Consider the following 18048-nt stretch of genomic DNA (forward strand, 5'->3'; position numbering starts at 1 on the left):
TTATAAGCAATGGCAACTAAGACCTATTCTATTTTTGGAGCCGGTGCAGCCGGACTATATACTGCCTGGCGCTTACTGAATGGTAAAGCGAAGAATGAAGTGGCGCAGGCAAAGCAGCTGACGAAAGGTGATACCCTGGAGTTATTTGACTGGGGACGCTATGCATTTACTGACAATGATGGTGGTACCCGTGAACCCGGTGCACGTGTCTGTACCTGGCACTATAAGGACGACCCCAATAATTCTTACCTGGAAGTAGGAGGAATGCGTTATTCCTATTGGGGAGGAGAAGACTTGGGACCGAAGAGTGGTGGTCACCGGTTAGTCACTACCGTTATTAATAAGTTAGGACTGGATCAGTATTCTGTACCATTTAATGAATCGACGAATCCGCTGTATTACCTGCGCACGAAGAATATGTACCTGAATCAGATCACTTCCAACAACCCCGCTCCCTATAATGTAGATCATTATGGTGCTTCAGACTCTCCGGATACTGGTTTCAATACAGTTGAAAGACTGGCAGTGACTGCCGGTTCCGGTCCCAAGACGCGTGCAGAATGGTGCGACTTTTATTCTAACGGCGTCATTAAGGTGGACATGCCGGATACTTCTGCTTTTAAAAAAGGTGATAAGCTGAGCGATATCGGTTACTGGAACCTGATGTATGATCAGCTGGGGCCTGAAGGTTTCAGTTATACTGCAGACGGAAACGGTTATACTTCCAATGTGATCAACTGGAACTCCGCAGTCGCATTTCAGGCAAACAATGAGTTTACACCAGGTACAGAGTACCGCACGCTGACTAAAGGCTATTCCTACATGTTTACAGCGCTCTTTAAAGCGATTGTTGATCTGGCAGCTGAGAAGGGCATTAAGTTCAATTATCAGCCCAATACCCGTTTGCACTCCATTCTGAAGGTAGGAGATAAAGTTCGTTATACTACCGCTACGCGTGATAATCCGAATAAGAAGAATGGCACCTTCTTCACAGATGCCGCCTGGATGGCTATGTCCCGTTATCCGGTTGAACTGGTAGCACAGGCTACCCGTTATGAAGATGTGGAGGGCGTGGATGTGTTGAATACCTCAAAGGTACAGCTGTACCTGGAGGCTGCGGTGCTGCAACCGTCCTATAAAGTAGGCATGTTCTTTCATGAGCCCTGGTGGGCCGATAACTCGACAAATCCACCTCCCTATCCGGCACAGATAAATAGTTATGAAGTGACGAAAGATGTGATCACGGCATTGGGAAAAGAAGGTTTTCCACAGGCTTATCTTACAATAATGGAAAATGATACCAGCATTATGGAAGTGCCGTTTGCATCAACGGTAGCTTTTATCAAGGCGGTTGAATCCAGTATTAAACACCGGTTGACGGTAACGGAAGAACAGCAGTTATTAGGTGCTGCGGAGCGTAATACGATCGGACCGAGTGTAACAGATACACCTATCCGGCAGGTAGTGTATTTCGGTAATAATGCATTGGTACAGGGCGAAAAGAAGATATATGGACTCTTAGCTGCTTATGATGATGAGATGTATACCACATTCTGGCGGGAGCTGGAATTGGGTTCGGATAAGACAAGGCGGGTGCCTACAGCAGAAGATTATCAGACATTACAAGGGCCACGTGAGCCTTCTGAAGCGATGATTAAAATGCTGCGGGCACAGTTGGCCGCGGTACATTTTGGGCCGGCGTCCGATTACACCATGGTCCCTAAGCCGCTTGAGACGAGGTATATGGACTGGTCACTGCCACCATTTGCAGCAGGCTATCACGCCTGGGCAGCGCATTATGATGTATGTGATGTGCAGCAGAAGATCAGGAAGCCGTCGTCACTAAATCCGGGGCAGGATGCGAATATCTTTATTGTAGGAGAGGCGTATTCCAATGACCAGGCATGGGTAGAAGGGGCTTATTGTACAGCGGAGTCGGTACTGAACGACTTCTTCGGCATTGAGCCGCTGATCAGTCCTGTGAATTATCCATTTATATGTCCCTGTTCAAAGGCATAGCACAGTGAATAAATACAAAGCCCGCTGTACATGTACGGCGGGCTTTGTTATCGTTATATAGTTTATCAATGTGGTAATGCCACGCTTTTCGCGTCGGCTACTTTCAGTGATAAGCGGGTGATAGAGTCGTTCAGAACCACATATTTTTCTTTCAGTAACTCTTTCCTTTTACGGTCCAGGTTTCCCATGGTGAGGGAATCGGTGATATTGGAAAGGTTTTCCTTATACCTGTTGAAACGCTCACGCTGTACAGGGTTATGTTCGCCATCTATATATTTCTGTAAGGTATCCAGATAGCTGTTCTGTCTCGATCTGGCATCTGTCAGCATCGGATTATCCAGATTACGGGAAAGGCTGTCTGACAATAGTCTGCTTTTCTGTGTCGTAGCCAGTATATTGAGAACGGTATCTTTACTCTTGATCAGGGCAGCCTGGTCTGAGATCACGTTGTTTTTATAGGAAGTGCTCATGAATGTGAAAACGCCAACGGTCACTGTCATGATAAAACAAACCAGCATATACCGGTTGATCATCTTGATGATATTGGGGTTTACCTTGGGCAGTGTCACCAGACTGCTAATGAGTTTATAGGCCAGGAACATCAATAAAAAGCCAAATCCGGACAGACCGGTACCCAATATCTGTACGATATCTATATTATCCATGGTATAGGTTTGAATGTCAATTTGGAGTCAAATATAGATTATTTTAAATGTATTATTCAATAGGTGCAGCGAGGGCTATAAAAAGAAACAGCCCGAAAACGGGCCGTAACTTGTTCTTCTCATTTATTACCGTCCTATTTTTTATCAACTGCTTTTTTATGCTGTACGTCCTTTGGATATTTTGCATTGAACATGGAGAATGTATAGTCTGCGGCAAACCTTGGATTGGTATCTGTCGGAATAGGTGCTATCTGCGTGAACTTGTGACAGTTGGTGCAGGTAGTGTTCTGGATATACGTTTCCATCGTAGTGTTTGCTACAGGCTGCGTTTTTGCATCAGGAAGCATACCTTCCGGGTGTAGCGGCTGGATCTGCGGTTGCTTAGGCAGCGCAGGGTGCTTGAATGACCAGAGCACATTAACGAGGTTATAGTGTTCCCAGATAGAACCCGGATATTTCTTCGCAATGTATGCATGCAGTTTGGCGTTGGCCGCCTGCGCCGCTGAGTCGATTGGGAATTGCCTTTTCACCTGGATCGGAACAGGGCCCAGTCCTGAACAGAGATAGTATGGAGGGGCCTGATTCGGTATATTAGCGATGGTATATGTACCAGGGGTGTTATTACAGGCGGCAGATACAGTGACTGTTTGTGGTTTGTAAGCAGGGTTATAGAAATTATAACTGCGGGAGGTGGTATCTGTCTGATTCATATCCGGGGCGTTGTCTTCATGCTCGAAGGTAGTCCACACCCATTGTGGCTGTGAGGTTGTTTTCTGCAGGATGTGAAGGCCTACCAGTGCGACAATGGAAAAGCGGAACTTACCAGTTTTAAAATCCTGTACCACTGCTTTAGACAGCTTATAGGTATTCCATTTCGGATTGTCTGGATCCAGTACTTCCAGCCAGGCAGATTTGATCTCTATAGCGCCCTGTGCCCCCTGATACTGCCCCTGCGGGAATACGATAGGCTTACCTTCTTTTACGAATGTATGCTGGTTGTAAGCATTGTAAAATTGATTTTGTACGATGTAATTATACTCGTCCTGATTAAAGTGGATGGCATACCATACGTTGGTACCGTTCGTGGCACCCAGCCAGGCGGGACTGAACTGTGGTTGTGCCTCTTCTGTGTTCAGACTGTCGAGGAACATCGGCAGGCCATCAAATTTGCTGGTCATTCCCAGCAGGAGGGTGGCTTCAGAAATGCGTTTGTCCTCCCTCAGTACTTCTTCCGGTAGATTAACAGTAGGTTTGGCCTGTTTCCATGCACGGGGTGCAGCACCATCTGGCAGATATACTTCCTGCGAAGTAATAAATGTTTCCCATTGCACAGGTGCGGTGCTGTTGGGTTGGCCGAAGAAGTCACCGTCGGTAGGCCAGTTAAGGGTCACAAACTCCCACCAGCCAAAACAATTTGCATTGGTCTGACTGCTAAATTGCCCATTGGCAAGGTCTCCCGGAATGTCAGGCCCGAACGGGATGCTCACGCTGTCATTGCATTGACAGGAGGTGGAGTCGGTATCACCGGTCTGCCCAGTTTTTTTGTTGCCGTTTGTACATGACAGATAGACAATAGCCGAAACGAAAATGGCGACTAACCATAGTTTTTTTTAAAGAATGTGTTTCATTTTTCAAATGGAGATTTGACGTGATGAGGTGAAACATACCGGCAATAGCTTCACAGGCAGGCCATCACTCCTGCGTATGATATTATGGTGAACAAGCATTATAATGCACTGTACTATTGCCGTACAGTTTTTGGATAAGGTCTAATTCAAAATGTTATGGATTCCAAGTTTGATCGGTTGATGTAATCGTTATGGTTTTTGAGTCGCGGTTTGAGGTCAGTCCGTAAATCCAATATACAGCTATTTTCAGATATAGAAGAGATAAATGTTTTAAAATGAGAACGTTAGTATTATAAGGAATTTTAAATTGTTAGGAAGATGGTATATGTAATTAGGCGTTTCTGCCTGAATACTTTTATGCTATATGAAATGCATATCCAATCATAAAAGACAGGGCGCTTTCAATAATTGAAAGCGCCCTTGCCGTGCTAAAGTCTAGTTTTTTCTTACTAAGGACAACGGATATACCCATATACACCAGGTACAATGCACCCAGGTATTTAGGTTTGAAAATGCGAGGGCGGATTGTGCAAATATCATCGACAGACCAAAGGCAGCAACATCGTATGCTTATACAGGTAACGATTATTGCCCTGATAGCTGCTTTATTAACAGGTAAATAGCTGATTGTCAATTCTTTTCTTCTGCCGGAAATGGTGCCTCATATGCATTTCCATGAACTGAAGCCATTCCAGGGCTGTGAAGAAAAGCAGTCCCGGATGCAGGGATTTTCCTTTTGCGGCGGATAAGTCATACGTTTGGTGCAGGTTATTCACTTCATCTTTGATCTGGATAAGCGCCTCTAGCAGCACTTCCTTACTATCGGGTTGCGGGATGATTGTACCGGTGGCTGGCCCCTCTATCCGGATGTCGGGAAATGCGTGCCGCCGGAACATTTCTCTGGCGTTGGAATGCATATCTTCTTCATAATACCTGTCCTGTAGCAGCGCATCTTTCATCTGCTGAAGCTGGTATTTTGTGTCGTCGATGAGATGAACGTATACCTGCCCAAGTGACCAGCCACCTTGTTGTGGCAGGACATGCAGCATGGCAATAGTGTAGTCGTTCAGGTAATTGATCCATTGGGAGATCGTTTCATTGAATTGCTGTACAATATCGGATGTGTTCGTTGATTCCATGGATGAATATTGATGTGGAAAAGTATGTGAGCAAAGTTACAAGCCTTCTGGAATATGTGGATAATAGTTGTTTTCAGGGTTTTAAATGGCTAAAACTCAATGAAGTTTTCACAAATGTGGTATAAATGGGTTTGAGTTTATATATTTACCTCCCATTGCAGACAATTATTGAAGACCTCATTTTAGAACGCTAATTAGTACTTTTTATGGGATTAGACTGGCGCCCGTTAGGTAAACCTAAACCGGGGTATAAGGATCGATTTGATCAGTTGCTTCGTATCCTTCAAGGCATTGACCCAATACCTGTAAAACCTGATAGTAAAAAGCGATTTACCAGAGAAGAGCTGAAGCAGGAGTGGTTCGATATCCAGCTTCCTTCCTATGAGACGATTCACGCGCCTATGGTAGGACGGGACCCGGAAGCGGATGCCTGGGTGAAAGCACAATATGAGGAAAGTGATAAGTCGGACTCACTGGACTACTGGTACCGGCATTACCAGGGCTACTATGTAATAGAACTGGCGAAAGAAACAGACGGAGTACCCGTATATATATCAGAGGCGCAGGATGAAAATGTGTTCAGGGGGAAGTTCTTAACAACCTTCTGTGAAGAACTCATAGGTAAAGAACTATACGAAAAGGCCTGGAAAACGCTTACCGCAGATGAAACCCTGCGGTACGGAGAGGAATTGCTGGAAGTGGCCGAACAGTTAGCCACCAGGCATAACCTGACGCACCTGAAAGATCAGCATATGCCGCCCGATGCAGAGGTAGGCACCATGCCCAGTAAAGTACATATTTTATATTCCGCAGCCCGCTGGCTGATCTTTTACGGAAAGAACGGACATGGCTTTGAGGCAGATGCCTGATGAAATAGCAGATCGCAGTCAGCAGTTCTGCATATTGTTTGGGGATTCGCAGCAAGCATGTTAGCTTTGCCGGCCTTAATTATACCGGATAACATGGTAAGACGTAATGCTATAATAGGATTGGCCATCATAATGTTTGCGCTGATCGGTTACTATTACTACAACTACTCGTATGTAGAGATGGAGCCTTTGGTAAAGAATACTTTCAGCGGTAAAGCTGAAAAGATACAGGTAGATACAGCGTTCTATCAGCGACTGGCGTTCATCCTGGAAAAGGAAGGACAAGCTTTCCAGCTGGATGATGCTGGTAGCGTAATGTTGCTGCGCGTGGATGCCAGAGACGAGGCGTTTGTACTGAAGTATACAGACAGTGCCAAAGATAGTACCCGGATCAAAGTGTTACAACAACAGGAAAAAACAGATAATGAAAAGGGGAACGGCAAGTAACAGCAGGAACGATATTATTCCGATGAGGAGATCACAGAAAAAGCTGGCGTATGACAACGCCAGCTTTTTTATTTACATGAGGCAATTTATAAGGGGCCCTTCAGTTGACCAGCCACATGGCGGAACTGATCGATCAGTTCATTTAACCGGGATTGCTGTTTTTTAACTGTCTTAGGCTTAATATAAAGCCAGTTGAAGGCGATCCATGCAAGTGTCAGTCCGTAGGCGAAAATTGCGCCATACAGGCTCATTTTAGCGGCATATTCATACATGTATAAACAGATGCCAGCAGAAAGCATTAGAAAGTAACTGTTGATCATGGTTGTTTGCAGGAACAGCTGTTTGCTTTTCAGAGTGATCAGGTGCTCAAGGTATTCACTGTTCGATAATGAGTTGTCCATTTTCCTGAGCAGGATAAACAACTGATTGTTGGGGAACAGGAAGACCAGCATAGCAGCAATGACCAGTACAATCCCGATCTTTGTCGTCAGCAGCTGTGGCTGGAAACGATACCAGATGCACAGAATAAATATTGTTGTAAGCAATAACAGCACGTTCATTTTTATCAGGCTGCGTATGCGTGATTGTTTGAACCGTTTTAGTGAAGAGAACAGTTCTTCTATGCCAGGTTGTTTTCCCGACTGCTGTTTCCACAAATCCTTAAAGTCTGTATTACTGTTCATGTGCTCTGAATTTTTGAGTCAGTTTTTCTTTGATTCTGTGAATTTTCACTCTGATATTGGCTTCCGAGAGCCCTACGATACTGGCTATCTCCGCCTGCTTTACATCTTCCAGTTCCAGTGAAATAATGATACGGTCTGTTTCGGGTAAGTCCGAAATAAACTGATACAGTAACTGAATGTCTGGTTCTATGGAGTGTTGTTCTTCTTCCCGGATGTTCGCAGGTATTTCTCCTTTAGGAAGCCGTCGCTCTTTTTCAATATTACGCAGACAGTTGTTGGAAGCAATCCGGTAGATCCATGTGCCGATGTCAGCCTCTTTCCTGAATTTCGGTAGATGTTGCCATACAGCGATAAATGTTTCCTGTGTAAGGTCCTGTGCCATTGCGTGATCATTGGTATAACCCATACAGAGACGAAAGATGCGTTGCCAGTAATCGTTGTATATAGTTTCAAACTGCATTACCTGGCGGTTAAGAATTGATTCAATTGTTTAAGGTACCAATCAGTGTCATCATACATGATAAAATGGAGGCCTTTATTGGCATATTGCAGATTGCTGCCAGGCAGGTTTTTATACTGGGCTTCAATATTTGGTTTCATATAGGCAAAATAACTTTCCAGGAGTATCAGGTTCGGACATTTGATATGACTGATCTTTTCCCGCAGGTCGGTATTCGAAAAGTCACAATACATGGCCGCAAATGTTTTTCTGTCTGACAGCATACTCCAGTTCACGACAGTCTGCCTTTTGGCAGTATCTGCCAGCAGGCGGGAAATAGCGCCTTGCTGCATTTCCATAAACTTATCGGCTGGCATGGCTGTCATCTGTTCGATGGCGGCACTGCAATCTACATTTTCTTTCGACTGGAAGGAGGGTGTCATCATAGCAGCCAGGCAAGGCAGCGCATCTACGACGACAATTTTAGCTGGCAGGTCCGGATATTCAGCTGCAATGGCCATTGTCAATACACCACCCATACTGTGGCCGACGAGTATAGGTTTCTCAATACGATTGTCTTTGATATAGGCAGCAATGCCCTCCATCCATTTTTTAAACGTCGGATCGTCTTGTGGAGGAATACCGGCAAAGCCTGCCATTGTCAGTGTATAACAGGTATAATCTTTCTCAAATTTCGTTCTGGTCTCATCCCACACATCACCGGAAGAGGCAAAGCCAGGTATGAAAATGATGGCCTGTTTCCCTTTGCCGGATTTTTTAACGGCAAAAGGGTAGGAGGTGGTCTGGCCGAAGACATTCAGGCACAATGCAATGAACAAAAATAGGATAGCGGGTATTGCGTACTTTTTCATGGTATCTGAAAGTTTAATTTGACCTTTAGATACGGGGATAGGTGAAATGTTACAGTGCGGGGAGATAATTTTTAGGAGGACGGAACAGTGATGGCTATAAAAGGTAATAGAACTGAGAAAAGAAGAAATATGAGTAAATATTTGCAGTTTATAACTGAGGTAGGCGAATACTGTTATCGTGAGGCACACATATTTTCTAAAGCACTGTAAAGAATAGCTACAGCACTTTAATATCAAACATAGTTGATTTTTCTATTTGTTTAACCGGCGCTGCATTTATGATGGCGTTTGATGTAACTGTGCCATCCATACCGTCGCTTCCCCACATTCAGGATCATCTATAATATGCTCTAAAACGTGGAAATGATGTTCTTCCAGCAATGATTCATACTGATTCGGGTCCAGTGATGCGTGGAATAACAGCTCTCCGCCATTTTCTCCCCATGATACACCATGGGCAGTGCCTGAAGTAAATATCAGTACACCATGATCTTCTAAATGATCTTCAAAGATCTGGAACATGGAAGGCTGATCTTCAGCAGGAAGGTGAAAGAAGCTATGCCAGGCTACAATGGCATCGAATTTTCTGTCAAGTGAAAGTGAGCGCATGTCAGACTGTATGAACTCAGCGGAAGGACGGTGTTTCTTGGCGATTTCCAGCATCCGGTAGCTGGCATCGACACCGGTGACATGCATTCCCTGATTAGTCAGGTAGTCCATTATCGGCATGCCCGTACCGCAGCCCAGATCTAATATAGCTGCGTTCTTACCAACGTGTTTAATCAGCTTGTCCAGGTAACCTTTTTCAATGAGTCCCTGGTATCTGTGGGCTGCAAACCAGTCAGCGATGAGGTTATACTTTTCGAAAACATTTTTCATGTCTTCCCATTTCTTATAAAGGTAAGGAATACTCAATGATGTATTACTTCCATCCGGAAACTAATAATCCTCTCGCTGTTTTTACCGCATTTCTGGTAGCGAATATGCTTCCGGGCACATCCAACCGGTGGTCCATACCCTGACCATTACCAATACCGGCAGGTACAGCAATGATTCCCTGCTATTTATTATTGCGCAGGGCTAAAGACGTGGACGTATTAACAGGAGGTGTCGAAAGCATGTGGTGGTGCCGTGGAAAGATATATTGGTTTGTGTAAAGCGTCATGGGTTTAAGAGGAACCGGGACGGCAACAGGTAAATAGCAGGATGCAGAGTAGTAACTTATGCGAGATAAATCCTTCATCTTTAATTTTAATATGGATTTTAATCAGCGCTCCTGCCCTAAAAGAGCCGTTGGCTGTCAATAAAGCTATCAATCTGGTAAATAGTGTCCGCATGAGAGCACTTTATTCTTTTAGACTACAACAAAGGGTGGTTAGACTACAGGAGTTGACAGGGTAATGTTGAGCTTTGCAGTAACAAATAACATTATCATGAATATTGTACTAACAGGTTCTCTCGGGAACATTGGAAAACCACTCACACAGCTATTGATAGGAGCAGGCCATGCTGTGAAGGTCATCAGTAGCAAGGTGGCAAGAGCAGAAGACATTCAGGCACTGGGTGCGACAGCTGCCATCGGCAGTATGTTTGATGTTGATTTTTTGACAGGGACATTTAAAGGAGCTGATATCGTTTATCTGATGGAGACAATGGAAGCGGCCGGAGACATCTTTGATAAGACAGTCGATTTTGTAGAGACCATCTGTCAGATCGGGCGGAACTATAAGCGGGCGATTGAACAGGCAGGTGTGAACAAGGTGATACATCTGAGCAGTGTCGGCGCTCATATGAATAGCGGAAACGGGATACTGGTTTTCCATCAGAAAGTCGAAGGTATTTTGAATCAGTTACCGGCAGATGTAGCCATTAAATTTATGCGTCCTACGGGCTTCTACATAAACATGTTCTCATTCATTGATACTATTAAAAACACCGGGACAATCATTTCTAATTACGGAGGAGATAACAAGGAACCATGGGTATCACCAGTGGATATTGCAGATGTGATTGCTGCTGAAATGGAAACGCCATTCGAAGGAAGGAAAATTCGCTACATTGCCAGCGATGAGGTATCACCGAACGAGATAGCGAAGGCGCTAGGTGAGGCTATTGGACGACCGGACCTTCAATGGAAGGTGATAACTGATGAGCAGTTACTGGAGAAATGGTTATCAATCGGTTTTAATGAACAGGTAGCACGTGGTTTTATTGAAGTGCAGGCCAATCAGGGAAATGGGCTGATGTATGAAGACTACTATCGCCATAAGCCGGTATTGGGAAAAGTAAAACTGGCTGATTTTGCGAAAGATTTCGCAGTAGCTTATCACCAGGAATAAGTCAGCATTGTCCGCATGACGCAATAGTCGTGCATGTATTCATACAAGGTGTTAGTTACTATATCTATAAATCGATCTGATTGAAATAAAGCGTATGGCAAATACAAAAACGCATAGAATAAAAACGATCAGTGAATTTCACCAGCTACGGGGATTGCCGAAGCCGGAACACCCTTTGATCAGTATAGTGGACTTCAGCGCGATAAAGCGGCCTACTGATATATCAGAAACGAACTGGGTGCTTGATTTTTATCAGATAGCACTCAAGCGGGGGATCAATGCCAAAGTAAAATACGGACAGCAGGAGTATGACTTTGATGAAGGGGTGATGTTTTTTATTTCTCCTAATCAGGTGTTCAGAATTGAGGTAGACGCCAACTCAGCTGAAAAGCGGTCAGGCTGGATGTTGCTGGTGCATCCCGACTTTTTATGGAATACCGCGCTGGCTGCGGCAATTAAGCAATATGAGTTCTTTGAGTATTCGGTGAATGAGGCATTGTTTCTGTCAGATAAGGAAGAGAAAACCATGCATGGCATTGTACAGCATATTCGTAATGAATATCATGCTAACATAGATAAATTTACACAGGGCATAATTATCTCACATATTGCTACGCTGCTGAGCTATTCTGAACGCTTTTACAATCGTCAGTTTATAACGCGGAAAGTAGGCCATCACCATATATTGGGTCGCATGGAAAATTTGCTCAGAGCTTATTTTAATCAGGATGACCTGGTAATAAGAGGATTGCCAACAGTGCAATATGTAGCAGATTCGTTGAATGTGTCGCCTAAATACCTGAGTGGTCTGTTGAAAGTACTGACGGGTTTAACGACTCAGCAGCACATACATGAGCAGCTGATCGAAAAAGCGAAGGAGAAATTATCCACATCAGATCTATCTGTCAGTGAGATAGCGTATGAACTGGGGTTTGAGCATTCGCAGTCATTTAGTAAGTTTTTTAAGACGAAAACGCAGTTGACGCCATTACAGTTCAGGGAGTCGTTTAGTGCGGGGTAAGGGGGCTGAGGTGATCAATAAACGTCTCTTTGGACAGGAAGTCCGTCATATAGTTATCTTTTAAGCAAATGGTTCATCGATATTCTTACTGAGCCATTTTGCATAAGCTATTCTTTATGAAAGCAAATGGAATAATACTTTAGTGTGCCATATACTTTATAACCGAAAGCCTCGTGGCCTGGACGATGTCAGCGCATTCCGGAACTATATCATTAACAAGGTACTGTAAGTTCGACGCATTGCCAAAATGGATACAGACGCTTCATTCACCGATATCAAGGAATTCATTTTCAGGAGTAGGAGGTGTTTTATTTACACTCCTGTGTAGCCTGTTACTGGTTTTTTGTACCCACTTTTGATGAAGATACCTATTGCGCCGCCTGGATTATTCAGTACCTGCATTGGGCACAGAACAGGGGTGTATCCAATTAACCTAATTAAATTAATCATGAAAAGACAGCGCCTTTTTATGCTATGGCTAGTACCTGTGTTTTGCTTAGCATATGCCCCGATATGTGAAAGCGATAGTGAAAATATAAAAGCAGGTTCCAAACCTGCTGATAATGATGTTGCGACACTGGGAGCGTCTGTAACAGGCTTACGCATAGTGGCAATCGACACGTTATTAACGCCGGAAATTGGCGGAATAAAGCAGGCAGTTGAAATCAAAACAGAGGATGTTAATAAACCAATATTGCTTTTTTTATCGGGTGGCCCTGGCAGCTCTATGATGAACAATGCAGATCGCTTTACGGGCATCTTAAAAAGCAGGTTCACAATCGTACAGTGGGATCAGCGGGATGCCGGAAAGACGTTGAAGTTAAACCCTTCTCCAGTCCAGCCGACAGTTGATCAAATGGCGGAGGATACCTATCAGGTGATAAATTTTGTGTTAAAGCAGCTGAATCAAAAAAAGGTATATCTGCTGGGTAGTTCCTGGGGCAATGCTTTGGGCTTTTATATTGTGAGGAATCATCCGGAGCTGATACATGCTTATTATGCGGTCAATCCTGTTATTAGCCAACTGGCAAGTGAGAAAGAGTTGCTCAGTGTGCTGAAAGTTCACTTTAAGGATAATGAAATTGCGAGCAGGGAATTAGCGACTGTACATATCCCTTTTCAGATGGATGGCGATTTGTTTTATTTGAGAAAATGGCTTTTTTATAAAGATGGGAAGGAATTTGTGACGAGTGATAATTTTAAGAACAACTTTCTGCAATGGTCAAAGGCCTGGTCGCCTGCCTGGAATGAGGTAATGCACATTGATTTACCAAAGACTTTAAAAAAGGTGGACTGTCCGGTGTATTTTTTTGTTGGTAGAAATGATATTCAGACGTCGACTAAAATTACAGAGCGGTATTTTAAGGCAGTGAAAGCGCCAAAGAAAGACTTGTTTTATTTTGATCACTCAGGTCATCAGATCCATCAGGATGAGCCTGAAAAGCTGCAAAATATGATTCTTAAAACATTGGGAGGGCTGCCGTCTTAAAAAGTAATGCCTAGTGCGGTGCATGTCAGTGAACAAAGAAAGGCCCCCGGAGGCTATACCGCTAAAGATAGATATAAATGAAAAAAGCTATAATCTAGAGATTATAGCTTTTTTTGTTGCCGAACCTGGATTCGAACCAAGACAAACAGAGTCAGAGTCTGTCGTACTACCGTTATACTATTCGGCAAGGTAGTTTTTGTTTCCCTTTGGCTTTGTGCGTTTGGGATGGCAAAATTACATTTTTATATATAACTTCCAAAAAAAAGTTGAAATATTTTATAAATCATTGAAAATGAAAAAGTAGTTCCGCATGTGCGAAACTACTTTCTATTGGAAATTGGATATTGATTGTCTTATTTATAGGTAGCTGCCAGTTCCAGTGCTTTATAGGCATTCACCACACCACCTGTACGGCACAGGTCAGTCATCTGAACAGTTTTAGGTTCATCATTTTCCATGATACTTACAGGATGGTCTATTTTAACCACAGATTTAAGGATAATCTCTTTTACCTGCGTAGCCTTCAGCTTTGGATAATATGAGCGTATGAGGGCTGCCAGGCCGGTTACAACAGGAGCTGCCATACTGGTACCGTCATGGTATTCATATTTGGAACCTGGTGTAGAGGAGTAGATCCCAACGCCCGGCGCAAATACGTCCACATTTACCTTACCGTAGTTAGAAAAGGAAGCTGCCAGTGTCTCGTCATTATCAGGACCGGAAGCACCTACTTCTATCCATGCAGAAGCAGTATCTCCGTTCTGGTATACGCGGCTCGGGTAGTTAGGAGCGATATCGATGTTTTTCGCATCGTTACCAGCAGCGTGCACCAGTAGTACATCTTTGGATATAGCATATTTAACCGCGTCATCCACTACATTTTTGTTAGGAGAATAGTCCTTGCCAAAGCTCATGTTGATCACTTTAGCACCATTATCTACTGCATAACGGATGGCATTAGCCACGTCCTTATCTCTTTCGTCACCATTCGGGATAGCCCTTACCGACATAATGCGTACATCATTCGCAATACCCTGGATCCCCAGCGTATTCTTTCTGTCGGCACCAATGATACCCGCAACGTGGGTGCCGTGGTCTGCATCCGGACCGGTAGCGTCACCGGAGCCGTAATATCTTTCTGTCGGATTGTTATAGTCATCACCTACGATATCACGTGGATCGAAGTCCAGGTTAAGCTGATAGTCCACCTGCTCTTTAAAGTGAGTCACGGCAGCATCCAGTTCAGTTGTTCTGAAGGCTTTGAAATCAGGATAACGTTCCAGCTGCTGGGCGATCATCTGTTTGATCTGTGATTCAGCCGGATTCTGAGGTGTATATGCCTGTAAATCAGCGGCTGTTGGGTTCGTGTTCCCCATCTTGTTCAGCATGGTATCCAGCATACCCACGAAGCGGGTGATACCCACGAGGGTCTGCTGTGCTTCGGATAATTTAAGGTCGTATTTGCCTTTCAGTACCTCGTACTGATACAGTCCGGCTGTGTCTTTGGAAACGTTGTTCAGACTACCGAAATGCTTCTGTTGCTGGCGGATGAGGCGGGTAAGCTCCAGGTTGTCATAGCCCACATTACCCTTCTGGGAACCAATAAAGTTCCATCCATAGATATCATCGGCATAATGGTTTTTGTCGTCATCTTTACCGTTGCCTCTTTTCTCCTTGCTATTGATCCAGAGAACACTTTGCAGGTCTTCATGCGTTGTGTCTATACCACTGTCGATTACGGCAACGAGTACTGTTTTGGATTTTTTGTCTTTGAGCAGCTCTGTGTAGGCTTTCTCAACGCTGATACCGAATACGGAATCTTTTTGCAGGTCCATGCTTTGCCAGTTATGTTTCTGTGCACTTGCTACGAGTCCTGACAGTAATAAGGCGGCAACGATGGCCGTTGGCTTACAAATATTCATGCGATAAATTTCATTGATCAGCTGAAGTCCTGTTCTGTGTATGACTAGCTGGGGTTGGTTTATTGAATTGAGTTTTAAATACTATGCTATCTGTTACGTCCGGTCCTGAAATGCTCTGACCCATGCTCGTGACGGAAATACTGTGTCGCAAGGTAAATTATTAATAGTATTGAAATTGTTAAAAAATGGCCAGCGGTGATAGATTTATTCAATTGGATTAACTAGAAAAGCCGGAAGTAACGTGTTATGAAGTTAATTTCCTATTAAAAAACCGAATTTCACTCGTCTTTAATGAACAGCCTGTTGAAAACTGGAAGGCCGTTTGTTTGTCAGCTGATAGAATACCTTACTAAAAGCAGCAATACTACTGTATCCTGTCTGATAAGCGATCTCACTCAGCGTCTGATTCGTTTGCAGGATCATTTCTATTCCTTTTACGACCCTCACCATCTGCAGATATTGTACAAAAGACATGTCCAGTATGTTGGTAAATAATCTGGATAATGTGCGGGGACTCAGGTCAAACTGATGACTAACTATCTCCAGTGTCAGTTGCTGATCAAAATTTTGTCCGATATACTGCAGGACAGGCTGTAAACGCTCATGCTGCGTTGTGGGTAAGATCACAGGCAGGGCCGTCGTACTGATGTCCGGGAGGATGTCTTTTATAGCACTCAGGAACCTGAAGCCCGGATCTCCCGGTAATATATGCCGTTGCCAGCGGGCAGAATAATTGATCATTTCCAGTAACAACTCGTTGACCGGATAAATACCCAGCCGGGTATAAAACGGTGTCTCATGATCATGCTGACTATAGAAATACAGATTCCTCGTTGTAGTAGATTTGGAGTGTTTGATCTGCATGTAATGTTCCTGATATTTAGGTATCCATATATAATGGCGTGCAGGAATGACATAAGACCTGTCAGGCATGTTGCAATAAGCAATACCCCCTTCGACATATGTCAGCTGTCCCTTCTCATGAGAATGCATAGAGAACTTACGCTCTACCTTTTCATGCATAACATATACTGAATCAGCATGTACATCTATTTCATTCAGATAGTCGGCCAATACCTGCATAATACGAATGGCTTGAATGGACAAATAATTGGCAATTTAGATAAAAGCGTTCATATCTGCTCATAGTACCTTTGTAAGCAGAATAAAGATTATGTGTACTGATATAAGAAAGGTGGTGTTGATGCTACCTTTTATGTTTTTGACAATGTGCGTAGCGGCACAACAACCTCACGACACTTCGAAACCGTTACATTTAACTATCGAGCAAATCTGGGAACAGGCGGAACTAAATAACAAAAGGATAGCTATGTCCCGCTTAAGCGTGGAAAGTAGTGAAGAAGTATGGAAAGATGCAAAGGCAGAACGTTTGCCTGAGATCAATACTACTGGTACTTATGCGCGTGTGACCAATATGCCTGTTTACACAGACGGTTACTTTCATACGCCTGAACAGTTTCCGGTGCTACATAACTTCTACAAGGTAGGTGGTGAAGCCTATTTTAATGTTTATAATGGTAATAAGACGAATCTGGAGATAAAGAAGGGAGCAACAGAACATGCGATAGCAGAAGAACAGAAGAACCTGACCGTATCAGAAGTAAAGTTCAATGCGGCAGTGTGTTACCTGGACCTGGCGCGTAGTTGTCAGTTTAAAGAACTAATAGCGAAGGATATAGCAGATCAGGAAAGACAACTCGCCCATATCCAGGAACTACAGAAAAATGGCGTTGTACTGAAAAGTGATGTGCTCAGAGCGACCCTGAAATTGTCCCGTCAGAAGATGGGAATGGTGCAGATCGATAACGACATCGCTATCGCCAGTCAGAAACTGGCCCTGATGATCGGAACCGATGAGCACCAGTTGATACTACCAGACACAGTCTTTTCAGCAGCATTGCTGCCGCCGGTTACTTATGATGAGTATCTTGCTGTGGCAGAAAAGAATGCGCATGAGTATAAGATCTCAGCAGGAGAAACTGAGTTACGGATGCTGGCCCTGAAACAGGTGAAAGCAACTGTATCGCCTAAAGTGGGCATCTTTGCTGACTACGCTTTTTCTTATCCGCAGATACAGTTTTACCCTTATGAAGGAGCCGCTTATGGCCTGGGTATGTATGGTGTAAAAGCCGCTTTCCCGATCTCTTCTTTTTATCACAATAAACATAAGGAGAAAGCCGCTAAGCTGCAACTGGAAAGACAGGAAGTAGAGCATAGGGAAACAGGAGATGAAGTAAGGCAACAGGTGAATGAAGCTTACCTGCGTTATAAGGAATCTCTCACCCGTATTGACGTAGCTCAGACAAATATCACTCAGGCAACAGAGAATCTCCGGATAGTAAACAACACCTATTTCAACCAACTCTCTCTGGTGACCGATCTGCTGGATGCAGATACACAAATGCTGCAAACAAGATTTGACCTCGTATCAGCCAACATCGCTGCCCGCGTCAGGTATTACCAGTTACAAAAAGCTATAGGAAATTTATAATAAG

16 protein-coding genes and 1 tRNA gene are annotated in these 18048 nt (G+C 43.9%); 7 read left to right on the forward strand and 10 right to left on the reverse strand.

Annotated elements, in window-relative coordinates; translation table 11 throughout:
• The first annotated feature begins 9 nt into the window (after positions 1 to 9).
• A complete protein-coding gene (locus GWR21_RS24240; RefSeq protein WP_162334209.1) occupies positions 10 to 2019 on the forward strand; it encodes a flavin monoamine oxidase family protein in 2010 nt (669 codons plus the stop codon).
• Positions 2020 to 2084: 65 nt separating this feature from the next.
• Here the strand turns inward: GWR21_RS24240 and GWR21_RS24245 are convergent, their stop codons facing one another.
• The 3 genes from GWR21_RS24245 to GWR21_RS24255 all read right to left on the reverse strand — a co-directional run bounded on the left by GWR21_RS24245 (position 2085) and on the right by GWR21_RS24255 (position 5451).
• Positions 2085 to 2684 carry a hypothetical protein gene (locus tag GWR21_RS24245; protein WP_162334210.1) on the reverse strand — a complete coding sequence of 200 codons (600 nt, stop codon included), beginning with the start codon at positions 2682 to 2684 and terminating at the stop codon, positions 2085 to 2087.
• 134 nt (positions 2685 to 2818) lie between these two features.
• Positions 2819 to 4171, reverse strand: coding sequence for a cytochrome c family protein (locus GWR21_RS24250; protein WP_162334211.1), 1353 nt, complete (start codon positions 4169 to 4171; stop codon positions 2819 to 2821).
• Between the two features lie 749 nt (positions 4172 to 4920).
• Positions 4921 to 5451: a DinB family protein gene (locus GWR21_RS24255; protein ID WP_162334212.1), complete on the reverse strand. Its 531-nt coding sequence runs from the start codon at positions 5449 to 5451 to the stop codon at positions 4921 to 4923.
• 206 nt (positions 5452 to 5657) lie between these two features.
• On the opposite strand from GWR21_RS24255, the gene GWR21_RS24260 reads away from it, so the two are divergent.
• Entirely contained in the window at positions 5658 to 6320 is a 663-nt protein-coding gene (locus GWR21_RS24260) for a hypothetical protein (RefSeq protein ID WP_162334213.1), read from the forward strand.
• Between the two features lie 93 nt (positions 6321 to 6413).
• Entirely contained in the window at positions 6414 to 6767 is a 354-nt protein-coding gene (locus tag GWR21_RS24265) for a hypothetical protein (protein ID WP_162334214.1), read from the forward strand.
• Between the two features lie 86 nt (positions 6768 to 6853).
• On the opposite strand, the gene GWR21_RS24270 is transcribed toward GWR21_RS24265, so the two are convergent.
• From GWR21_RS24270 to GWR21_RS24285, 4 genes are all read right to left on the reverse strand, one after another.
• Positions 6854 to 7450, reverse strand: a complete 597-nt coding sequence (locus tag GWR21_RS24270; protein ID WP_162334215.1) for a hypothetical protein — start codon at positions 7448 to 7450, stop codon at positions 6854 to 6856.
• Positions 7440 to 7910 (reverse strand): RNA polymerase sigma factor, encoded by a 471-nt coding sequence (locus GWR21_RS24275; protein ID WP_162334216.1) that lies wholly within the window; start codon positions 7908 to 7910, stop codon positions 7440 to 7442. The genes GWR21_RS24270 and GWR21_RS24275 overlap by 11 nt, the downstream gene beginning before the upstream one ends.
• Entirely contained in the window at positions 7910 to 8761 is an 852-nt protein-coding gene (locus tag GWR21_RS24280) for an alpha/beta fold hydrolase (RefSeq protein ID WP_162334217.1), read from the reverse strand. Before GWR21_RS24280 ends, GWR21_RS24275 begins: the two co-directional genes overlap by 1 nt.
• A gap of 276 nt (positions 8762 to 9037) precedes the next feature.
• Positions 9038 to 9640: a class I SAM-dependent DNA methyltransferase gene (locus tag GWR21_RS24285; RefSeq protein ID WP_162334218.1), complete on the reverse strand. Its 603-nt coding sequence runs from the start codon at positions 9638 to 9640 to the stop codon at positions 9038 to 9040.
• Positions 9641 to 10194: 554 nt separating this feature from the next.
• Between GWR21_RS24285 and GWR21_RS24290 the strand changes: the two genes are divergently transcribed.
• The 3 genes from GWR21_RS24290 (at position 10195) to GWR21_RS24300 (ending at position 13610) form a co-directional block, all read left to right on the forward strand.
• Positions 10195 to 11100, forward strand: coding sequence for an NmrA family NAD(P)-binding protein (locus tag GWR21_RS24290; protein WP_162334219.1), 906 nt, complete (start codon positions 10195 to 10197; stop codon positions 11098 to 11100).
• A 94-nt stretch (positions 11101 to 11194) separates the two neighbouring features.
• Positions 11195 to 12121, forward strand: coding sequence for a helix-turn-helix domain-containing protein (locus GWR21_RS24295; protein WP_162334220.1), 927 nt, complete (start codon positions 11195 to 11197; stop codon positions 12119 to 12121).
• Positions 12122 to 12569: 448 nt separating this feature from the next.
• On the forward strand, positions 12570 to 13610 hold the full coding sequence (locus tag GWR21_RS24300) for an alpha/beta fold hydrolase (protein ID WP_202928988.1): 1041 nt from the start codon (positions 12570 to 12572) through the stop codon (positions 13608 to 13610).
• Positions 13611 to 13726: 116 nt separating this feature from the next.
• On the opposite strand, the gene GWR21_RS24305 is transcribed toward GWR21_RS24300, so the two are convergent.
• The 3 genes from GWR21_RS24305 to GWR21_RS24315 all read right to left on the reverse strand — a co-directional run bounded on the left by GWR21_RS24305 (position 13727) and on the right by GWR21_RS24315 (position 16639).
• Positions 13727 to 13797 (reverse strand) — tRNA-Gln (locus GWR21_RS24305).
• Positions 13798 to 13963: 166 nt separating this feature from the next.
• Entirely contained in the window at positions 13964 to 15532 is a 1569-nt protein-coding gene (locus GWR21_RS24310) for a S8 family peptidase (RefSeq protein ID WP_162334221.1), read from the reverse strand.
• 288 nt (positions 15533 to 15820) lie between these two features.
• Positions 15821 to 16639 carry an AraC family transcriptional regulator gene (locus GWR21_RS24315; RefSeq protein WP_238429980.1) on the reverse strand — a complete coding sequence of 273 codons (819 nt, stop codon included), beginning with the start codon at positions 16637 to 16639 and terminating at the stop codon, positions 15821 to 15823.
• Positions 16640 to 16760: 121 nt separating this feature from the next.
• On the opposite strand from GWR21_RS24315, the gene GWR21_RS24320 reads away from it, so the two are divergent.
• The gene (locus GWR21_RS24320) at positions 16761 to 18044 is read left to right on the forward strand and encodes a TolC family protein (protein ID WP_262888506.1); all 1284 of its coding nucleotides are present in this window, start codon (positions 16761 to 16763) and stop codon (positions 18042 to 18044) included.
• Positions 18045 to 18048: the final 4 nt, after the last annotated feature.

The sequence above is a fragment of the Chitinophaga agri genome (genome assembly GCF_010093065.1).
Classification (GTDB): Bacteria; Bacteroidota; Bacteroidia; order Chitinophagales; family Chitinophagaceae; genus Chitinophaga; species Chitinophaga agri.

What these genes read in the sequence shown, in the direction of transcription:
- GWR21_RS24240 (WP_162334209.1), top strand. Translation starts at nt 10, where the DNA reads ATGGCAACTAAGACCTATTCTATTTTTGGAGCCGGTGCAGCCGGACTA.
- GWR21_RS24245 (WP_162334210.1), bottom strand. Translation starts at nt 2,684, where the DNA reads ATGGATAATATAGATATCGTACAGATATTGGGTACCGGTCTGTCCGGA.
- GWR21_RS24255 (WP_162334212.1), bottom strand. Translation starts at nt 5,451, where the DNA reads ATGGAATCAACGAACACATCCGATATTGTACAGCAATTCAATGAAACG.
- GWR21_RS24260 (WP_162334213.1), top strand. Translation starts at nt 5,658, where the DNA reads ATGGGATTAGACTGGCGCCCGTTAGGTAAACCTAAACCGGGGTATAAG.
- GWR21_RS24265 (WP_162334214.1), top strand. Translation starts at nt 6,414, where the DNA reads ATGGTAAGACGTAATGCTATAATAGGATTGGCCATCATAATGTTTGCG.
- GWR21_RS24270 (WP_162334215.1), bottom strand. Translation starts at nt 7,450, where the DNA reads ATGAACAGTAATACAGACTTTAAGGATTTGTGGAAACAGCAGTCGGGA.
- GWR21_RS24275 (WP_162334216.1), bottom strand. Translation starts at nt 7,910, where the DNA reads ATGCAGTTTGAAACTATATACAACGATTACTGGCAACGCATCTTTCGT.
- GWR21_RS24280 (WP_162334217.1), bottom strand. Translation starts at nt 8,761, where the DNA reads ATGAAAAAGTACGCAATACCCGCTATCCTATTTTTGTTCATTGCATTG.
- GWR21_RS24285 (WP_162334218.1), bottom strand. Translation starts at nt 9,640, where the DNA reads ATGAAAAATGTTTTCGAAAAGTATAACCTCATCGCTGACTGGTTTGCA.
- GWR21_RS24290 (WP_162334219.1), top strand. Translation starts at nt 10,195, where the DNA reads ATGAATATTGTACTAACAGGTTCTCTCGGGAACATTGGAAAACCACTC.
- GWR21_RS24295 (WP_162334220.1), top strand. Translation starts at nt 11,195, where the DNA reads ATGGCAAATACAAAAACGCATAGAATAAAAACGATCAGTGAATTTCAC.
- GWR21_RS24300 (WP_202928988.1), top strand. Translation starts at nt 12,570, where the DNA reads ATGAAAAGACAGCGCCTTTTTATGCTATGGCTAGTACCTGTGTTTTGC.
- GWR21_RS24310 (WP_162334221.1), bottom strand. Translation starts at nt 15,532, where the DNA reads ATGAATATTTGTAAGCCAACGGCCATCGTTGCCGCCTTATTACTGTCA.
- GWR21_RS24320 (WP_262888506.1), top strand. Translation starts at nt 16,761, where the DNA reads ATGTGCGTAGCGGCACAACAACCTCACGACACTTCGAAACCGTTACAT.